This window comes from Streptomyces sp. NPDC040718 (genome assembly GCF_055593565.1).
The window spans coordinates 94,408-112,575 of the sequence record NZ_JBVIXO010000016.1 but is presented as its reverse complement, the minus strand read 5'-3'; the positions used below and the strand labels follow the sequence as shown (position 1 = coordinate 112,575).

Here is an 18,168-nt window from a genome sequence, read left to right as displayed (position 1 = left end):
GCTACTTCGGCGAGAAGGGGTCGTACTCCGCCATCATCTTCTCCATCCGCGCCTGGTCGACACGGCTGACGATCTGCGTCGCCTCCTGCCGGTCTCGGACCACCTTGGCCAGGGTGAACGCGGAGGTGGTCAGGTAGAGGACGGCGATCCCGAGGAAGGCCCGGACCCAGCCGTCGACGTCCATGTTGTAGATCCCCACGGCCACGGCGGCCAGGGCGATGCCGAAGGAGGCGACGGCCTGGCCGTAGTACGCCCCCGTGTTCTGCTGCTTGACCGGTGTCTCGTTCATGGCCCCAGCATCCGGCGCCGCGACGCGGACCACATCCGCGCGCGTACTCAGACGGGTACTCAGCCGTCGCCCGCCCTCGGCGGGGTCAGAAGGCGGAGACCCCGGTGCGGGCGCGGCCGATGAGCAGCTTCTGGATCTGACTGGTGCCTTCGTAGAGGGTCATGACGCGGGCGTCACGCAGCAGCTTCCCGGCCGGGTACTCGTCGACGTAGCCGTAGCCGCCGTGCACCTGGAGGGCGTTGCTCGCCGCGCGCACCGCGGCCTCGGAGGCGAAGAGCTTGGCGGTGGAGGACTCGGTGGCGAAGGGCCGCCCGCGGTCGATCAGGTCGGCGACCCGCCAGGTCAGCAGCCGGGCCGCGTCCACGTCGACCGAGATGTCGGCGATCAGCTCCTGGACCAGCTGGTGTTGGGCGATCGGCTTGCCGAACTGCTCGCGCCGGGCGGCGTACGAGACCGCCGCGTCCAGCGCCGCCTGGGCGATGCCGACACAGCCCGCGGCCACCGACATCCGCCCCTTGGCCAGGGCCGACATCGCCACGGAGAAGCCCTTGCCCTCGGGGCCGAGCATCGCGGAGGCGGGGACGCGGACGCCGTCGAGGGTGAGTTCGGCGGTGGCCTGGCCGCGCAGGCCGAGCTTGCCGTGGACCTCCCGGCGGGTCAGGCCGGGGCTGTCGGCGGGGACGAGGAAGGCGGAGATCCCCCGGTGGCCGGGGGTCGCGGGGTCGGTCCGGGCGAAGAGGAGGACGAGGTCGGCCCAGGTGCCGTTGGTGATGAACATCTTGCTGCCGCTGATGACGTACGCGTCCCCCTCGCGCACGGCGCGGGTGGTGAGGGCGGCGGCGTCGGAGCCGGTGCCGGGCTCGGTCAGGCCGAAGCAGCCGAGCGCCTCGCCGGAGCACAGCCGGGGCAGCCAGGCCCGCTTCTGCTCCTCGCTGCCCCAGGCGGCGACGGTCTTGGCGACCAGCCCGAGGGAGACGGAGACGATGCCGCGCACGGCCGAGTCCCCGCGGCCGAGCTCCTCGGTGACGAGGACGTAGGAGAGGTGGTCGCCGCCCGAGCCCCCGTACCCCTCGGGGACGGTGAGGCCGAGGAAGCCGAGGTCTCCGAGCTTCTTCACGATGGAGCGGTCCACGCTCTCGGCGCGGTCCCACTCGGCGGCGTACGGGGCGATCTCGCGGTCGGTGAAGGCGCGGGCGAGGCGGCGCACGGCCTCCTGCTCCTCGCTCAGCTCCAGGTTCACGGGGCCCTCCGGGGCGTGGTCCGGCCGCTCTCGGGCTCTTAAACTAGCGGCGGTAGTTTATGGCGGGGCAGGGCCTACTATGTGGCGCATGGCCAGACCGCGCAAGCCCCTCCTCAGCAGAGACCGCATCGTCGAGGCGGCGGGCGCGCTCGTGGACGAGGAAGGGCTGGAAGCGGTCTCGACGCGGCGGCTGGCCGCTGCCCTCGGGGTCAGCGGGCCCTCGCTCTACAACCACTTCCGGACCAAGGACGCGATCCTGGAGGCGGTCGCGGACGCGGTGAGCGCGAAGGTCGACCTGTCGATGTTCGACGGCGGCAAGGACTGGCGGGGCGCCCTGTACGACTGGGCGCACTCGTACCGCGAGGCCCTGGCGGACCACCCGAACATCGTGCCCGTCCTGGCCCGCGGGCCGGGCCGGCGCCCGGCGGGGCTGCGGCTGGCGGACGCGGTGTTCGGCGCCATGACGGCGGCGGGGTGGCCCCCGGCCCAGGCGACCCGGATCGGCGCCCTGATGCGGTACTTCATCCTGGGCTCGGCGGTGGCCTCGTTCGCCGGGGGCTTCGTGGACGACGAGACGGCGTACGACCCGGCGGACTACCCGCACCTGGGCCAGGCCCACCTGCTGGCGGAACGCCGGCGGGAGGTGGACGAGGGTGCCTTCGACACGGGCCTGACGGCTCTCCTGGACGGCCTGACCCTCCAGTACGAGGCCCTGCGGGCGGGCGCGCCGGGGGTGTAGGCCGGGGCCCGCGCGCCCCCCGCCCTCCGTGCTAGAAGACCACCAGCGAGCGGCCGCCCTTGCCCGCGACCATCGCGTCGAACGCGGCCGGGATGCCGTCCAGGGTGATGCGGTCGGTGACCATGGAGCCCAGGTCGAGGCGGCCGGCCCGGACGTGTTCGGCGATCACCGGGAGGTCGCGGGCGGGGTCGCTGCTGCCGTACACGCAGCCGCTGAGGGTGCGGGCGAAGTGGAAGATCTCCAGCGCGTGGAAGGCCACCTGCTGGTCCTTGCCGCCGATGCCGACGACCGTGGTGCGCCCGCCCCTGCGGGTGGACTCCCAGGCCGTACGGATGGTCCCGGCGCGGCCCACGCACTCCACGGCCACGTCGGCGCCCTGCCCGCCGGTGAGGCCGCGGATCTGCTTGGCGGTGGTGTCGGAGGCGAGGACGAAGTCGGTGGCCCCGGCGGCGCGGGCCAGTTCCTCCTTGGCCGGGGAGACGTCGACGGCCACGACCGGCCCGGCGCCGGCGATCCGGGCGGCCTGGAGGGCCGCGAGGCCGACCCCGCCGACACCGAACACCGCGACCGACTCGCCCGGGCGGACCTGGGCGCTGTGGTGCACGGCGCCGTAGCCGGTCAGGACGGCGCAGCCGAGGAGGGCGGCCTCGGGGAGCGGGATCCCGGCGGGCGCGGGCAGCACGCAGTTCGCCGCGACGACGGTCTCCTCGGCGAACGCGGCGACGTTGAGCCCGGGGTGCAGCTCGTTGCCCTCGGCGTCATGGGCGTAGACCGCGCCGACACCGGCCAGGGCCTCGGAGCAGAGCCAGACCTCGCCGATCCGGCAGTGGTGGCACTCCCCGCAGGACGGCGCCCAGTTGAGCACCACCCCGTCGCCCGGGGAGACGTGGGTAACCCCCTCGCCGACAGCGAGGACCGTCCCCGCGCCCTCGTGGCCGAGGACGGCGGGGACGGGCACCCGCATGGTGCCGTCGGTGAGGGAGAGGTCGGAGTGGCAGACCCCGGCCGCGGCCAGCCGCACCCGGACCTGCCCGGGTCCGGGAGCGGGCAGCACGATGTCCCGTATCTCCAGCGGGGCTCCGACGGCGGGCAGGATGGCGGCGCGGACCATGGTCGTCGTCTCCATGTCTTCAAAACTGCGGGGGTTTCGGGACTGCGGGGCTTCCGGGACTGCGGGAGTCCCGGGGGTCAGAACTGCAGGGACTTGGTCTGGAGGTACTCCCCCAGGCCGTGCGCGCCCAGTTCTCGGCCGACGCCCGACTGCTTGCAGCCGCCGAAGGGCGCGAGCACGTTGAACCGGCCGCCGTTGATGTCCACCTGGCCGGTGTCCATCCGGCGGGCGAACGCCACGGCCGTCTCCTCGTCCGCCGCCCACACCGCGCCGCCCAGCCCGTAGACGGTGCCGTTGGCGATGCGCAGGGCGTCGTCGTGGTCCTCGTAGGGGAGGATCGCCAGCACGGGGCCGAAGATCTCCTCCTGGGCGATGGTCATGTCGGAGGTGACGTCGGCGAAGACGGTCGGCGCGATGAAGTACCCGCGCTCGTGGGGCGCGTCGAGGCCGCCCGCGACGAGGCGCGCGCCCTCCGCGACGCCCTTGTGGATGTACGAGCGCACGCGGTCGCGCTGGGTGGCGTTGACGACCGGCCCGAGGCGGGTGGCCCGGTCGCGGGGGTCGCCCGAGGGGTACGCGGCGACGGCGGCGGCCGCGAGGGCGACGGCCTCCTCGTGCTGGTCCCGGTGGACGAGCATCCGGGTGAGCGCGTTGCAGCTCTGGCCGGTGTTGTTCATGACGTGCCCGACGCCCGCCGCGACGGCCTTGGCCAGATCGGCCCCGGGCAGGATGACGTTCGCCGATTTGCCGCCCAGTTCGAGGGCGACGCGCTTGACGGCGGCACCGGCGATGGCGCCGATCTTCTTGCCGACGGCGGTCGAGCCGGTGAAGGAGACGAGGTCGACTCCCTCGTGCTCGGCCAGCGCCTGGCCGGCGACCGGGCCGGTGCCGGTCACCAGGTTGAAGACTCCGGCCGGGATGCCCGCCTCGTGCACGGCTTCGGCGAAGAGCTGTGCGGTCAGCGGGGTGTCCTCGGCCGGCTTGAGGACGACGGTGCAGCCGGCGGCGAGAGCGGGTGCCACCTTTGCAACGACCTGGTGCAGGGGATAGTTCCAGGGCGTGATGGCCCCGACCACGCCGACCGGCTCCATGAAGACGGTGGAGTTCCCGACCCTCTCCTCGAAGGCGTAGGAGGCGGCGAGTTCCGCGTACGAGGAGGCCACCGCGACGGGGGCCCCGACGTGCACGAGCTCCGCGAAGCCGAGCGGGGAGCCGAGCTCGGCGGTGATGGTCTCGGTGAACTCGCCCTTGCGGGCCACGAGCGCGTCGCGCAGGGCGCCGATCAGCGCGGCCCGCTCGGACGGGGCGGTGGCCGCCCAGCCGGGGAAGGCCGCGCGGGCCGCGCGTACCGCCGCGTCCACGTCCTCGGCCGTCCCGGCCGGAACGGCGCCGATGACCTGCTCGTCGGCCGGGTTGACCACCTCGATCCGGCCGGTTCCGGCGGCGGGCCGCCATTCCCCGCCGATGTACATCCCGTCGTGGGCCTTCATGGCATTCCTCCCGAGCACCTACGAGCGCGTGGACCTGACCTCGTCGACACACCCTACAAACTAGCGTCGGTAGTTTTCGGTCCGCCAGGGGCCCCGACGGTCAGATGATGCCGAAAACCATCCCTGCCCCCAGGACCACGAGGGAGGTGAGGGCCGCCCATTTCACGGTGAACCGCGTGTGGTCGCCGAACTCGACCTTGGCCATGCCGACGAGGACGTAGACGGCCGGAACCAGCGGGCTTGACATGTGCAGGGCCTGTCCGACCAGGGAGGCGCGGGCGATCTCCAGCGGGGAGACCCCGTGCGCGGCGCCCGCCTCGGCCAGTACCGGCAGGACGCCGAAGTAGAAGCCGTCGTTCGACATGAAGTAGGTGAGGGGGAGGCTGAGCAGGCCGGTGACCAGGGCCATGTGCGGGCCCATCCCTTCGGGGATGGCCCCGACGAGCCAGTCGGCCATGTGCTTGACCATGCCGGTACCGGTGAGGACGCCGGTGAAGACGGCGGCGGCGAAGACCATGCCGGCGACGTTGAGGACGTTGTCCGCGTGGGCGGCGATCCGGGCCTTCTGGTCGGGCATGTGGGGGAAGTTCACGGTGAGGGCGAGGGCCGCGCCGAGCAGGAAGAGCACCGGGATGGGCAGCAGCTCCATGATCATCGCGGTGAGCAGGGCGGCGGTGAGGCCCGCGTTGAACCAGTAGAGGCGGGGACGCAGCGTCGCGCGCCGGGGATCCAGCCCCTGGAACCCGTCGCCGTCGGCCGGCGCGGCAGCGGCTCCGGCGGCCTCGGCGACCTCGGCGGCGGCCGCCCCCGGGCCGGACTCCGAGTCCGGGGCTGCCGCGCCCGGGGCGGGAACGGAGCCGGAGGTGCGGGCGGCAGCGGCGGCCTCCCCGGCGCCGGCCGCCACCAGGGGCTCCTCGGCGGTCTCCGTGCCCGGCAGCAGCAGGGTTCCGACCCGGCGGCGCTCCCTGACGCCGAGGGCGTAGGCCAGGACGAAGACGAACAGCAGGCCGACCGCGAGGGCCGGGATCATCGGGACGAAGATGTCCGCCGCGTCGAGCTTCAGGGCCGTGGCCGCGCGGGCCGTGGGGCCGCCCCAGGGCAGGGTGTTCATCACGCCGTTGGCGGTCGCGGCGACACCGGTCATGACCACCAGGCTCAGCCCGAGCCGCTTGTACAGCGGGTACATGGCCGAAACCGTGATCATGAAGGTGGTCGATCCGTCCCCGTCGAGCGAGACGATCGCGGCGAGGACGGCCGTGCCGACCACCACCCGCATGGGGTCCGCCTTGCAGAAGCGCAGGATGCCCCGGACGATCGGGTCGAACAGGCCGACGTCGATCATCACGCCGAAGTAGACGATGGCGAACATCAGCATGGCGGCGGTCGGTGCGAGCTTGCCGACGCCGTCGATGACGTAGTCCCCCAGGTGCGCGCCCTTTCCGGCGAACACGCAGAAGAGCGCGGGGATGAGGACGAGCGCCGCGATGGGCGACATTTTCTTCAGCATGATCAGGACCAGGAAGGTCGCGATCATGGCGAAGCCGAGGAAGGTCAGCATGCAGGGAAGGTAGGTGCCGCCTCCTTGCGCCAACAAGACGTCCACGTGTGAGCAATACGAGCAAAACCCCAGCTCAGGGCAGGGGTGTCAGGGTGACGGGGAAGCCGTTGAGCACCGCCGTGCCCGACAGCGGGTCGAGCCGGGTGCCGTCGAGCAGCTGGTTCACGTTGACCCCCGGTTCGGCACCGGCCACCGCGAGCCGCGTGCCGGCCCGGTCGTGGCCCCAGCCGTGCGGGAGGCTGACGACACCGGCGCGGACGGCGTCGGTGACCTCCACCGGCGCCTCCAGGCTGCCCCCGTCGGCGGTGATCCGCGCCCGGCCCCCGTCGGTGAGGCCGAGCCGGCCGGCGTCGACGGGATGGACCTGGAGGATGCACCGGTTGGAACCCCCGGTGAGGGCCGGGACGTTGTGCAACCAGCTGTTGTTCGAGCGCAGGTGGCGGCGGCCCACGAGCACCAGGGCGGCGGGGCGGGCGGCGAGCGCCGCGCGCAGCCCGGGGAGCTCGGCCGCGATCGGCTCCGGGAGCAGCTCGATCCTGCCGCTGCTCGTGCGGAGCAGGCCCGGGAGCCGGGGCCGCAGCGGGCCCAGGTCGATTCCGTGCGGGTGGGCGAGGAGCCGCTCCAGGCTGAGCCCGGCCGTCTCCCCGGGCGCGCCCGCACGGGTCCGCGTACCGTCGTCGGCGCCCGCGTCCCCTGCGGCGGTCGCGTCCGGGCGGCCGCCGGCGCCGAACAGGTCTCCGTACGGGCCGAGCCGCAGCATCAGGTCGAGCCTGCGCTCCGGACCGGACTCGCCGGTGAGGAGCGCGGCCAGGGCGGCCGGGTCCGCTCCGTGGAGCGGGGAGCGGCGGTCGGCGGTCTCCTTGGCGAGGGCGCCCTGGATCGCCATGTCGTCGACGGCGGACGGCTGGGCGGAGCCGTGCATGCCCGAGACGGCCAGGACGAGCCGTGCGTGGATCTCGCACTCGTCGAGCCGGTCCGCTTCGAGGGGGACGGCGGGGCGGGTGTAGCGGACCTGGTTGCGGATGGCGAACCCGTTGAACGCGAAGTCGTGGTGCGCGCTCTGCGAGGGCGGCGGCGGGGGCAGGACGACGTGGGCGTGGCGCGAGGTCTCGTTGAGGTACGGGTCGACGCTGACCATGAAGTCGAGCCCGGCGAGTGCCGCATCGAGCCGCCGTCCGTCGGGGGCGGACAGCACGGGGTTCGCCGCGATGGCGATCAGGGCGCGGATGCGTCCCTCTCCCGGGGTCTCGATCTCCTCGGCCATGGCCGCGGTGGGCAGTTCGCTCTTGACCTCGGGGTGCCCGCTGACCCGGCTGCGCCAGCGGCCGAGGGCGAACCCCCTGCCGGGCCCGGCGGGCCGGGGCCGCGGGCCGGTCGCCGGAAGCGGGAAGAGGGCTCCGCCCGGCCGGTCGAGGTTGCCGGTGAGGATGTTCAGTACGTCCACCAGCCAGCTGGCGAGCGTGCCGTGCTCGACGGTGCAGCTGCCGATCCGTCCGTAGACGGCGGCGGTCGGCGCGGCCGCCAGCTCCCGGGCGAGGGCGCGGATCCGGTCGGCCGGCAGGTCGCAGGCGGGGGCGACCGCCTCAGGAGTGAAACTCCCGAGGGCGTCGGAGAGTTCCCGGAGTCCTTCGGTGTGTTCCGTGAGCGCCCCGGGGTCGGCGAGCTTCTCCGCGAGCAGGGTGTGGGCGAGGGCGGCCAGCAGCAGGGCGTCGCTGCCGGGGCGCGGCGCGAGGTGCTCGTCGGCGAGCCTGGCGGTGCGCGTGCGCCGCGGGTCGACGACGACGAGCGTGCCGCCCCGGGCCCTGAGGGCCTTGAGTCTGCCGGGGAAGTCGGGGGCGGTGCACAGGGAGCCGTTGGACTCGACCGGGTTGGCGCCGATCAGGAGGAGGAAGTCGGTGCGGTCGAGGTCGGGCACGGGGATGGCGAAGGGGTCGCCGAACAGGAGCCCGCTGGAGACGTGCTTGGGCATCTGGTCGAGGGTGCTGGCGGTGAAGAGGTTGCGGGTGCCGAGGGTGTTGACGAGGAGCGGCGGGTAGAGGGCTCCGGCCATGGTGTGGACGTTGGGGTTGCCGAGCACGATGCCGACGGACTGGGCGCCGTGTTCCCGGACGAGGGCGGGGACGGCGGCGGCGATGGCGTCGTAGGCCTCCTCCCAGGTGGCCTCCCGGAGTTGCCCGTCGCGGCGGACGAGGGGGGTGCGCAGCCGGTCGGGGTCGGCGTCGAGGGCGCCGAAGGCGGCCCCCTTGGGGCAGATGAAGCCGCGGCTGAACACGTCGTCGCGGTCGCCCCGGGCGCCGGTGACGGTGGTGCCGTCGATGGTGAGGGTGAGGCCGCAGGTGGCTTCGCAGAGGGGGCAGATTCGCGGGGCGGTGCGGGGCATGGGCCCTCCTGGGGGCGGCGGGCCGCGGCGCGGGCGCGGCGGGCGCCCCGAGCATACCGACCGGTAGGCACGGTGGGGAGGGGTCTGCGGCGGCCCGTCGGGTCCGGGAGGGACCGGGCCCCCGCGGGGTCAGTCCAGGACGCGGGCCAGATAGGCGTGCATCATCGCCCGGGTCTCGGCGACGATGCCGGGGTCGCCGGCGGGGTCGGCCCGGAAGGCCAGCTGGACCAGCGCGTCGGTCGCCTCGACGGCCACCAGGACGGCGCGGGACAGTTCGGGGCGGGGGGCGAGTTCGAGGTGGGCGCACAGGATCCCGGTCAGGCGTGTGGCGACCAGGTGGTTGGGGTCGGAGGCGGGCCCGTCGGCGGGCGGGGCGGGGACTCCGAAGTCCACGAGGGCGAAGCCGGGGACGCTGCGCTTCATGGCCAGGTACTCGTCCAGCACGGCGTCCACGACGGGCCGCCAGTGCGCGGCCGGCAGCAGCGCGAGCCGCCGCTCGATGCCCTCGGCGTACTGTTCCAGGTTGCGCTGGGCCAGGGCGACGGCCATGGCCCGCTTGTTCCCGAAGAAGCGGTAGACCGAGCCGATGGGCACGCCGGCGCGCAGGGCGACGGCGCGGGTGCTGAGGTTCTCGTAGCCGGTCTCGTCGAGGAGTTCCGCGCAGGCGTCGAGGATCCGGGCGAGACGGTCGGCGCTGCGCTGCTGGACCGGGGTCCTGCGCAGGGGGTGGGCGGGAGGCACGGGGTCCATCATGCCGCTCCTGGCTCGCGGGTCCAGCGGTACGGGGCCTCGGTCCTCAGTTCAGGAGGAGCGTCAGCCCGCCGATCGTGTACGTGATCATCAGGGCGAACAGGGGCAGCTGGCCGGCCACCGCCTTCGCCGGCGGGAAGAGGCGTACGGAGCGGTCGTGGGCGGCGATCACACCGAGTACGTGGCCGGCGACGACGGCGATCACCTGGAGGGCGGCGAGACCGCCCTGGCCCAAGGGGGGACTGGGATCGGGGGCGTTGTCAGTGCCGAGTGCCATGCTTACTGTGCGTGGTCCTTCGGTGACGAGGAGGGAGAAGTAATGGGCGGTGAGATAGCCGAGGGCGATCGGCACGAGTGAGTGCGCGAAGGCGGTCAGCGGTCGGGGGTGCGGGCCGCTGACGAGGCGGGTGGCCGCGGCGCACAGGCAGTACAGGGTGGCGACGAGGGCGACGGAGGCGAGCAGTCCGAGCGTGGCCGTGGGGGTGCGGCCGAGGGGGGAGGTCTGAAGGGTGTTGATCCAGGCGGGGCTGTCGGAGTAGCCGTCGTAGGCGGTGGAGCCGAGCAGGACGCAGACGGTGGCGACGAGTCCGGGCCGCTCGGGCGTCGCGTCGAGTCCGTGGAAGGGGTTGCGCAGGACCAGGCGGCCGTCGCTGCGGCGGCCGAGGGGGGAGAGCCTGGCGAGGAGGCCGGAGTAGACCTCGAAGGCGTCGGCTTCGGCGAACCAGCTCTCGCCGAAGCGGGCGGCGAGCAGCAGGTGGGCGGCGGCGTAGGCGGTGAGGGCAGACAGGAGGGTGGTGGTCGATGCGGGATCGGGAGCGACGAGTTCGAGCCAGGTGAAGCCGAACAGCCCGGCTGCGGCCGGCCATTGGCCGACCCGGGGCGGCAGGGGCCGGCCGGCCCCGGGCGGGTGGCGGCGGACCCGGGCGAGCAGGCGGTGCAGGGTGCGCAGCGGGTTGAGGAGGCGCCAGACGGGGCCGAGGAGAAGGGAGGCGGGCACGATCCCGACCCACAGCAGGACGTAGACGGCGCCGGGAGCTGGGTTGCGGTCGGGGTCGTCGGGACCGAGGAGGAGGTGGAGGAGCACGGCGAGGGCTGCGGCCAGGCCCAGTCCGCGCAGGGCGGTGCGGGTGGCCGGCGCGTCGGCCACCCGCTGGATCCCGGCGGGCAGGGCGAGGCCGGAGCGGTCGCCGCGGAAGCGGGAGACGGACCAGAGGAGGCCGAGTGCGAGGAAGGAGACGAAGAGCGCCGTGAAGGCGCCGGCGAAGGCGTAGAAGGGGGAGATCGGCAGGTCGTGCTGGGAGCCGATCCCGTGTGCGAGCAAGGTTGACGGGTCGGCCGGGTGAAGGACCACGCCCTGGCCCGGCCCGGGGCCCGGCTGCGGCGCCGTGAAGGCCGCCGGGGCCGTCGGGGGCACGGTGAGCGTCGGGGGTGCGGGGAGCGTCGGGGTCATCGGACGAGGAGCTGGGTCAGGACGAGGCGGGATTCGTGGGTCTCGACCTCGAAGAGGCCCGTGCGGTCGGCCGTCAGGACCAGGGTGGCCTCCTGGCCCGCGGGCAGGGCGAGTTCCTTGTCGTAGCCGTGGACGTGCAGGGTGTCGGCGCGGTCGCTGGTGACGCGCAGGGCGAGGCGCTCGCCCCGTTTCAGTTCGGTACGGCCGGTGGCGGGCACCACCTTTCCGTCCCGGACGGTGAGGGTGACGGTCCGGTCGACCGGTGGGGCTGGGGCGTCCTGTGGCGTGGGCGCTGCCGGGGAGCCGGTCGGGGTGGGCGCGGGGTGGCTGTGGGTTCCCTGGCCCGGGGGGCCCGCGGTCAGCGCGGCCGCCGCCTCGACCGGCTTGCCGGCCACGGCCCAGGCCGTGTGGTCGTCGGCGTACAGGCGGACGGTCAGGGTGTGCGCGCCCTCGGGCACCTGCGCCGAGGGCAGGTGGAACCAGGGGCCGTAGACGCGGGCCAGCTTGCGGCCGTCGAGTTCCAGGTGGGCGTGGCCGGCGCCGGTCAGCGCGGCGCCTCCGACGCTGTCGGGGGTGAAGCGGAAGTTGGCCACCGCCAGTTGGAGGTTCCAGCCGTCCTCGGAGTCGGGGCGGGCGGTGAGCTTCACCTCGGGCGCCCCCTGGGCCGGGACCTCGCGCAGGCGGTGGCCGCCGCCGTCCTGGGCTTCGAGGAGGGTGCCCGCGCTGCCCGAGGCCTGTTCGTGGGTGGTGCCGGGTTTGTGGTGGGTGGTGGCCCGGCCGCCGCAGCCCGTCGCCGCACCGCCCGCGAGCAGCAGGAGCAGGGTCACCAGCGCCGCCGTGCGGGCGGGGCGCCGGTGCGGGCGGGTCCGGGGGGCGGGTGTCCGGCACACGTCGCACCGGATGCGGGTCTCTGCGGGCACGTTCACTTCGGGCCTCCGGTCGTGGGGCGGGCCGCCGTGGCCGGGCGGGGGTGGTGGAGCCCCGGCGGGGCCGGGCGTGCGGCGGCGCCGTGGGGCGGGGGCCGTGGTGGCGGGCCCCCGCCGTGGTGGCGGGTGGGGCCGGGGGTCAGGCGGGGCCGCCGTCGGGGTGGGGGGCGGGGGCCGGGGTGTCGGCGGTGGCGCTCAGGGCCGGGGCCGGGCCCGCCGGGACGGGGGTGCGGTCGCCGGCGGGGTCGTCGCCCGGGCCGGCGGGGCGGGCGGGGGCGGCCGGGCCCGGGCGGGCCGACGCGACGACCGCCCACAGCACCCACACCACCGCGGCCAGGGCCCGTACCCAGGCGGGGCTGAGCGGGATCCACGGGATCATCAGCACGGCCTTGTCGAAGGCGTCCAGCAGGGTCAGGGCGCCCAGGAGCAGGGTGAGGCGCGCCAGCCAGGGGCGTTCGGGGCGCAGCGCCAGGCCGGCCCCGGTCCACCACAGGCCGAGCAGGAGCAGGGCCAGGGCCGGGACGGGGGTGTCCACCAGGGGCGTCGTGGAGCCGGCCACGTCGAGGGCGAGCCCGGCCAGGCCGGTCAGCGATGCCACCGTGCCCAGCCGGGAGCCGCGCAGGCGCCGCCACCACAGCGTGCCGCCGACCAGCAGCAGCACCGCTGCCACGGCCACCGCGATCTGCGTCTCCACCCGCTCCAGGCCCCGGGCGCCGTACCAGTCGCAGCCCGCCGGGAGCTTGCGGGCCTGGACGCTGTAGTCGGCGCAGACCATCAGCTGGGTCAGCTTCACCGGTTCGCCCACCAGCCGGGCCGAGGAGCCGCTGACCTGTCCGCGCTCCTTCCCGCACTGCGGGAGCGTGCCGGGGGTGGAGCCGTCGGGGCCGTCCTGCCAGCAGTTCCCCCTGCCCTGGCCGTCCCACCACACGTCGGTGCCGTTGGGCCGGGAGGCCCCGGACCTGTCCTTGCCGAGCACGTTGCCCGCGTACCGGTTGTGGTGGGAGGTGTCGGTCTGCTTGGACCACCGCTCCTCGCCCCGGATGAAGGCCGGGACGGCGCTGAGGAAGAAGCCCGCGCGCCGGTGCCCGTACACCCAGTTGTCCTCGTAGAGGTTCCAGTTGCCCCCGGCGGTGATGATGCCGGTGCCGGGCGGCATGGAGATCTGGGGGCAGACCACCCCCTGCTCGTAGCCGCGTTCGACGGGCGGTTTGGCGCAGGTGCCGTCGGCGACGTAGTGGTAGTAGTCGGCGTTGTTGTCGTGGATCAGGTTGCGTTCGAAGCGGGCGTGGTTCTGCGGGAGTCCGGGGTGTCCGGGGAAGGCGCTGTCCATCGAGGCGCCGCCCATGTTCTGGTCGAACTCGTTGTCGTGGACCCATACGGAGTCCCCGGCGGTGCCGGAGTAGCCGACCATGTTGTGGTGGCTGCGGCAGCCGGTGATCTCGATGGAGTAGCGGGGCACGTCGTAGCCGCGGCCGTCGTTGATGTCGGAGGCGCTCCCGGGGTAGATCCCGGAGTCCCCGTTGCCGTAGGACTCGCAGTTCTTGTAGAGCCCGTGGTCGCTGGCGAAGGTCAGGAAGCCGTACTCGTCGTTCCAGCGGGTCAGGACGTCGTCGATGACGAAGCCGTCGCCGGCGAGCACGTACAGGGAGTTGAAGGTGGTGCGCTGCGCGGTGAAGTTCCGGAAGTAGATCCCGTTGGACCGGTCGGCGCGGATGGCGTTCAGCTTCTGGTACTTGGCGTCGATGACGACGTCCGTGCGGGCGGCGCCGGTGCCCTCGATCTGCAGGTTCGTCTTGCCGAGGATGGCCACGAGGTTCTGGTTGTGGCGGCACTTCTCCTGCTGCTCGTAGGACAGGATCTGGTAGCCCAGCGAGGAGTTGGGGGCCTTGAGGTTCGCGCACTCCCCCGCCGGCGCGGGCAGGGAGGGCTCCTCCTCGTAGAGGCCGGGCAGGATCGCGATGTTCATCCCCGGCCGGTCGACGGCGTCCACGGCCTGCTGGAGGTGGCGGTAGCCGCTCTTCTCGCAGCGCTCGTAGAGGTCGAGGTTGCGCCGGCGGAGCTCCTGCGGGAAGCCGGCCACTCGGCGTTCGAAGGCGGGCCGGTCGGTCTTGCAGACCAGCAGGTCGGGCTCGGCCGCCGCCCGGTGGACGGGGACGGATCCGGTGCCGTCGGGAAGGGCGACGGGGCGCTCCTCGTGCGCGCGGGCGGCGGGCGCTGCGGCGAGGAGGGACAGGAGGGCGAGGAGGGCGGCGAGGAGCGCCGCCGGCACGGCAGGGAACCTGCGGGTCCACGACATGCGCGAGAGAGTAGAGCAATGTTCATCTTTTGGGATCCCCTCGCGCGGATTCCCGCGGCGCGTTGACCGGATCGTTGCGACCGCCCGCCCCCGCCAGACCCCGGCCCGCGCGCCAGTGCCCGTCGGCCCCCGACCCGCCCGGCCGCCCGGCGGGGGATTTCGGACGGTGGCCGCAAGACGGCGTTGACGGGGAGGGGCCGGGAATCCTACTGTCGACCATAGGATTCCTTCGACGGAGCGGGAGCAGCCCATGAGTGAGCAGGCCAGGAAGACGGCGGAGGCGCTGGAGTACCTCACCGGCTTCGGGAACGAGCACGGCTCGGAGGCCGTGCCCGGCGCGCTCCCGCTCGGCCGCAACTCCCCCCAGCGCGCCGCCCTCGGCCTCTACGCCGAGCAGCTCAGCGGCAGCGCCTTCACCGAGCCGCGCCGCCACAACCGCAGGTCGTGGCTCTACCGGATCCGCCCCTCCGCCGCGCACCCGGCCTTCACCCGCGTGGACAACGGCGCCCTGCGCACCGCGCCCTTCACCGACGCCGTCCCGGACCCCAACCGGCTGCGCTGGAACCCGCTGCCCGACCCGGCCCCCGGTACCGACTTCCTGGCCGGCCTGTGGACCCTCGGCGGCAACGGCGACGCCACCCAGCGCACCGGCATGGCCGTCCACCTCTACTCCGCCAACGCCGACATGACCGACCGGGTCTTCAGCGACTCGGACGGCGAGCTGCTGATCGTCCCCGAGCGGGGCGGCCTCCTGCTGCGCACCGAGCTCGGCCTGCTGAGCGCGGGCCCCGGCGAGGTGGCGCTGATCCCGCGCGGCATCCGCTTCCGCGTCGAGCTGCTGGACGGCGACGCCCGCGGCTACGTCTGCGAGAACTACGGGCAGCCCTTCGAGCTGCCGGACCTCGGCCCGATCGGCGCCAACGGCCTGGCCGCGGCGCGGGACTTCCGGGCGCCGGTGGCCGCGTACGAGGACGTGGAGCGCCCGACCGACGTGGTCAACAAGTTCTGCGGCAACCTCTGGTCCGCGACCTACGGCCACTCGCCGCTCGACGTGGTCGCCTGGCACGGCACGCACGTCCCGTACGTCTACGACCTGCGCAAGTTCAACGTGATCGGGTCCATCAGCTACGACCACCCCGACCCGTCGATCTTCACCGTGCTGACCTCGCCGTCCGACACCCCGGGCCTGGCGGGCGTGGACTTCGTGGTGTTCGCCCCGCGCTGGCTGGTCGGCGAGGACACCTTCCGCCCGCCGTACTTCCACCGCAACGTGATGAGCGAGTACATGGGCCTGATCGAGGGCGCCTACGACGCCAAGGCCGAGGGGTTCGTGCCGGGCGGCGGCTCGCTGCACAACATGATGTCCGCGCACGGCCCGGACCGGGAGACCTTCGACAAGGCCAGCGCCGCCGAGCTGAAGCCGCAGAAGATCGACGACGGCCTGGCCTTCATGTTCGAGACCCGCTGGCCGATCACCGCCACCCCCCAGGCCGCGGTGGCGGAGCACCTCCAGCGCGGATACGACGACGTATGGGAGGGTCTCCAGCGCCACTTCCGTGCCTAACATGCCGGTGTCCCCTGCGCACCGCCCCGCCCCTTCGGCTGATGACAGCCGGCCCGTACGGAGAACGACCCGTGACCGCCTTCGCCCCCGACTCCCTGGTACTGAACCGGAAGCTGCCGCTCTGGTACCAGGTGTCCCAGTCCCTGCGCGCCTCGATACTGGGGCGCACTCCGGACGCCTCGCTGCGGCTGCCGACCGAGGAGCAGCTCGCCGAGCACTACGGGGTGAGCGTGCTGACCATGCGCCAGGCGCTCAAGGAGCTGGAGGGCGAGGGCCTCATCAGCCGGCACCGGCGGCGCGGGACCTTCATCGAGCCGGGCGCGATGCGCAGTGCGCCGGTACGGCTGCTGGGCTCGGTGGACGCGATCGTGGCCCAACAGTCGGGCGATCTGACGACGGTGCTGGGCCATGAGCGCACGCCCGTGTCCGGGGAGCTGCTGGAGCACTTCCCGGACACCGCCGAGGTGGTCACGTACCGCAGGCTCCGGCGCGACGGCGAGAGCGGGGAGCCCACCAACTGGGCGGAGAACGCGGTCCGTCCGGAGCTCGCCGACGCCGTGGACCTGGCCGACCTGGAGCGCTGGCCGATGACCAAGGTGCTGCGCGACGTGGTCGGTGTACGGATCAGCCGGATCACGGACACCGTGGAGGCGCGGCTGGCCGATCCGGTCACGGCCGAGCTACTGGAGGTGCCCCTGCTGAGCCCGATCCTGCACTACACCGGCGTGACCTACGACGAGGACGGGCGGGTCGTCGATGTGGCCCGGATCCGGTACCGGGGCGACCGGTTCTCCTTCACGGTGACCGTCGAAGCACCCTGAGCGGGCTCCGGCGACCGGAATCCGGAATCCGGGATCCGGGGTCCGGATCCGGGGTCCGGGTCCGGGGCCCGGGGTCCGGGTCCGGGGCCCGGGGTCCGGATCCGGGAACCTCCTACTTCTGCTGCTCGTTCTCTTCTGTGACGCGTTCGCCCTCGGCCTGGGAGGGCGTGGTGCGCATGGTCTGCGGGTGCCGCTGCATCTTCTCCCGCTCGTCCATGTCCTCGTCGAGCCGCTCGCCCTCGGCCTGCGACGGGGTCGAATACTCGTCGTACATGCTCATGACCGGCTCCTCGGTCGGAACGGGTGCGTACGTACGGGACGTATACACATACAAGGAGCGTAACGCTTCGGCCGGGACACGGCCCGGCCCCTGCGGGCCGTCGCTACCATCTGCCGGGTGAGCGCTGACGTACCGCTGCTGGACGATCTGATGCCCTGGGCCGTGGGCGGCCTGCGCCTGGGCCGGGACTGGGTGGCGGCGCCCGATCCCGCCACCCTGCGCGCCCGCTGGACGGCCCTGACCGAAGCCGAAGGGGCGGAGCGGGAGCGGCTGTTCCGCCCGAGCCGGGCCCGTACGCCGTCCGCCGGGGCTGCCGCGCTGCCCGGCCAGCGCTCGGCCACCGCCCGCTTCGCCGACGCGCCCGGCGCCTTCCCGGACCCCGTACGGGTGCTCCGCGCACCCTTCGACGAGCAGTGGCTGCTGCCCGACCAGCGGCTGATCGACTCCGCCCGCCCCGAGCTGTGGCGGGTGCGCGACGCGCAGCAGGTGTTCCTGCTGGAGGCGCCCGGCCTGCTGGCCACCGCCCACCTCCCGGCGGGCCGGCTGGGCCGGATCCGCCCACTGCACCGGCGCCCCGGCGGGGCCGAGCCGAACCTCGCGCCGGGCCTGCTGCCCCTGCTGGGCGGGCGCCACGGCGGCTGGGTGACCCCGGAGGACGTGCTGTGCTGGATCCTCGCCGCCGGCCGGCCGGGCCCCCGGGGGTACGAGGTCCCGCTCGCGGCGGACCCGGAGCGCTGGCGGGCCGGCCTGGAGCTGGGCCACCGGCTGCTGGCCGTCCAGCTGCGCGGCGCGCGCGGCGGAGAGCCGCCCCGGCTGCCCGGCGGGCGGCGGCCTTACGTCCGGGCGGCGGTCACGGCCTGGCCGGAGGGGCTCGGCTACGACCCGGAGGGCGAGACGCTGACCCTCGGGGACGGGGCCGTCTCCCCCGTCCCGCCGGGGGCCTGGGAGTACGAGGTCCAGGGCGCCCGGGTGCTGGAGGCGTGGTTCGCCGCCCGGTGCGCGCACCGGGACCCGCAGGCGGGCGGCCTGGAGGGGCTGGGGCCGGCCGAGTGGCCGCAGTCCTGGACCTCCGAGCTGCTCGCCCTGGTGACGACCCTGGCGCTGCTGGCCGATCTGGTGCCGGAGCGGGAGGCGTTCACCCCCGGGCCGCTGCTGCGGGCCGGGGAGCTGGAGGCCGCCGGGGTGCTGCCGCCGCCGCGCTGGGCCCGGCGTCCGGCGTCGGTGCTGGACCACCAGGAGGAGGGCCCGGGCGGGCAGTTCGCGCTGCTCTGACG

Annotated in this window: 15 protein-coding genes; 4 read left to right on the top strand and 11 right to left on the bottom strand. The window is 74.0% G+C overall.

The window, feature by feature from the left end; genetic code table 11:
• Position 1: 1 nt before the first annotated feature.
• The gene (locus tag ACZ597_RS30235; RefSeq protein ID WP_405981429.1) at positions 2 to 289 is read right to left on the bottom strand and encodes a YiaA/YiaB family inner membrane protein; all 288 of its coding nucleotides are present in this window, start codon (positions 287 to 289) and stop codon (positions 2 to 4) included.
• Positions 290 to 374: 85 nt separating this feature from the next.
• Positions 375 to 1,529 carry an acyl-CoA dehydrogenase family protein gene (locus ACZ597_RS30230; RefSeq protein WP_471336714.1) on the bottom strand — a complete coding sequence of 385 codons (1,155 nt, stop codon included), beginning with the start codon at positions 1,527 to 1,529 and terminating at the stop codon, positions 375 to 377.
• 88 nt (positions 1,530 to 1,617) lie between these two features.
• Between ACZ597_RS30230 and ACZ597_RS30225 the strand changes: the two genes are divergently transcribed.
• Positions 1,618 to 2,268, top strand: coding sequence for a TetR/AcrR family transcriptional regulator (locus tag ACZ597_RS30225; RefSeq protein ID WP_471336711.1), 651 nt, complete (start codon positions 1,618 to 1,620; stop codon positions 2,266 to 2,268).
• 31 nt (positions 2,269 to 2,299) lie between these two features.
• Here ACZ597_RS30225 and ACZ597_RS30220 read toward each other — a convergent pair whose 3' ends face one another.
• The 8 genes from ACZ597_RS30220 to ACZ597_RS30185 all read right to left on the bottom strand — a co-directional run bounded on the left by ACZ597_RS30220 (position 2,300) and on the right by ACZ597_RS30185 (position 14,229).
• Positions 2,300 to 3,379 carry a Zn-dependent alcohol dehydrogenase gene (locus ACZ597_RS30220; RefSeq protein WP_471336871.1) on the bottom strand — a complete coding sequence of 360 codons (1,080 nt, stop codon included), beginning with the start codon at positions 3,377 to 3,379 and terminating at the stop codon, positions 2,300 to 2,302.
• Positions 3,380 to 3,456: 77 nt separating this feature from the next.
• The gene (locus tag ACZ597_RS30215; RefSeq protein ID WP_471336708.1) at positions 3,457 to 4,869 is read right to left on the bottom strand and encodes an aldehyde dehydrogenase family protein; all 1,413 of its coding nucleotides are present in this window, start codon (positions 4,867 to 4,869) and stop codon (positions 3,457 to 3,459) included.
• A gap of 100 nt (positions 4,870 to 4,969) precedes the next feature.
• Entirely contained in the window at positions 4,970 to 6,427 is a 1,458-nt protein-coding gene (locus ACZ597_RS30210; RefSeq protein WP_471336705.1) for a CitMHS family transporter, read from the bottom strand.
• 73 nt (positions 6,428 to 6,500) lie between these two features.
• Positions 6,501 to 8,807: a molybdopterin-dependent oxidoreductase gene (locus ACZ597_RS30205; RefSeq protein WP_471336702.1), complete on the bottom strand. Its 2,307-nt coding sequence runs from the start codon at positions 8,805 to 8,807 to the stop codon at positions 6,501 to 6,503.
• Positions 8,808 to 8,936: 129 nt separating this feature from the next.
• Positions 8,937 to 9,557 (bottom strand): TetR/AcrR family transcriptional regulator, encoded by a 621-nt coding sequence (locus ACZ597_RS30200; protein ID WP_471336699.1) that lies wholly within the window; start codon positions 9,555 to 9,557, stop codon positions 8,937 to 8,939.
• A 46-nt stretch (positions 9,558 to 9,603) separates the two neighbouring features.
• Positions 9,604 to 10,908 (bottom strand): hypothetical protein, encoded by a 1,305-nt coding sequence (locus tag ACZ597_RS30195; RefSeq protein ID WP_471336868.1) that lies wholly within the window; start codon positions 10,906 to 10,908, stop codon positions 9,604 to 9,606.
• A 95-nt stretch (positions 10,909 to 11,003) separates the two neighbouring features.
• Positions 11,004 to 11,897: a cupredoxin domain-containing protein gene (locus ACZ597_RS30190; RefSeq protein ID WP_471336865.1), complete on the bottom strand. Its 894-nt coding sequence runs from the start codon at positions 11,895 to 11,897 to the stop codon at positions 11,004 to 11,006.
• Positions 11,898 to 12,072: 175 nt separating this feature from the next.
• On the bottom strand, positions 12,073 to 14,229 hold the full coding sequence (locus ACZ597_RS30185; RefSeq protein WP_471336696.1) for a right-handed parallel beta-helix repeat-containing protein: 2,157 nt from the start codon (positions 14,227 to 14,229) through the stop codon (positions 12,073 to 12,075).
• Between the two features lie 250 nt (positions 14,230 to 14,479).
• On the opposite strand from ACZ597_RS30185, the gene hmgA reads away from it, so the two are divergent.
• Together hmgA and ACZ597_RS30175 are read left to right on the top strand one after the other, a co-directional pair.
• Positions 14,480 to 15,793 carry a homogentisate 1,2-dioxygenase gene (hmgA, locus tag ACZ597_RS30180; protein ID WP_471336693.1) on the top strand — a complete coding sequence of 438 codons (1,314 nt, stop codon included), beginning with the start codon at positions 14,480 to 14,482 and terminating at the stop codon, positions 15,791 to 15,793.
• Positions 15,794 to 15,864: 71 nt separating this feature from the next.
• Complete coding sequence (locus tag ACZ597_RS30175) at positions 15,865 to 16,614, top strand: GntR family transcriptional regulator (RefSeq protein ID WP_471336690.1); 750 nt, start codon at positions 15,865 to 15,867, stop codon at positions 16,612 to 16,614.
• Between the two features lie 112 nt (positions 16,615 to 16,726).
• On the opposite strand, the gene ACZ597_RS30170 is transcribed toward ACZ597_RS30175, so the two are convergent.
• On the bottom strand, positions 16,727 to 16,894 hold the full coding sequence (locus tag ACZ597_RS30170) for a hypothetical protein (protein ID WP_427715691.1): 168 nt from the start codon (positions 16,892 to 16,894) through the stop codon (positions 16,727 to 16,729).
• 150 nt (positions 16,895 to 17,044) lie between these two features.
• On the opposite strand from ACZ597_RS30170, the gene ACZ597_RS30165 reads away from it, so the two are divergent.
• Positions 17,045 to 18,166 carry a type ISP restriction/modification enzyme gene (locus tag ACZ597_RS30165; RefSeq protein WP_471336861.1) on the top strand — a complete coding sequence of 374 codons (1,122 nt, stop codon included), beginning with the start codon at positions 17,045 to 17,047 and terminating at the stop codon, positions 18,164 to 18,166.
• Positions 18,167 to 18,168: the final 2 nt, after the last annotated feature.

Bases quoted from the DNA above. Each gene is read 5' to 3' on its own strand.
- ACZ597_RS30185 (WP_471336696.1), bottom strand. From the start codon at position 14,229: ATGTCGTGGACCCGCAGGTTCCCTGCCGTGCCGGCGGCGCTCCTCGCC.
- hmgA (WP_471336693.1), top strand. From the start codon at position 14,480: ATGAGTGAGCAGGCCAGGAAGACGGCGGAGGCGCTGGAGTACCTCACC.
- ACZ597_RS30215 (WP_471336708.1), bottom strand. From the start codon at position 4,869: ATGAAGGCCCACGACGGGATGTACATCGGCGGGGAATGGCGGCCCGCC.
- ACZ597_RS30205 (WP_471336702.1), bottom strand. From the start codon at position 8,807: ATGCCCCGCACCGCCCCGCGAATCTGCCCCCTCTGCGAAGCCACCTGC.
- ACZ597_RS30200 (WP_471336699.1), bottom strand. From the start codon at position 9,557: ATGGACCCCGTGCCTCCCGCCCACCCCCTGCGCAGGACCCCGGTCCAG.
- ACZ597_RS30165 (WP_471336861.1), top strand. From the start codon at position 17,045: ATGCCCTGGGCCGTGGGCGGCCTGCGCCTGGGCCGGGACTGGGTGGCG.
- ACZ597_RS30210 (WP_471336705.1), bottom strand. From the start codon at position 6,427: ATGCTGACCTTCCTCGGCTTCGCCATGATCGCGACCTTCCTGGTCCTG.
- ACZ597_RS30225 (WP_471336711.1), top strand. From the start codon at position 1,618: ATGGCCAGACCGCGCAAGCCCCTCCTCAGCAGAGACCGCATCGTCGAG.
- ACZ597_RS30170 (WP_427715691.1), bottom strand. From the start codon at position 16,894: ATGAGCATGTACGACGAGTATTCGACCCCGTCGCAGGCCGAGGGCGAG.
- ACZ597_RS30220 (WP_471336871.1), bottom strand. From the start codon at position 3,379: ATGGTCCGCGCCGCCATCCTGCCCGCCGTCGGAGCCCCGCTGGAGATA.
- ACZ597_RS30235 (WP_405981429.1), bottom strand. From the start codon at position 289: ATGAACGAGACACCGGTCAAGCAGCAGAACACGGGGGCGTACTACGGC.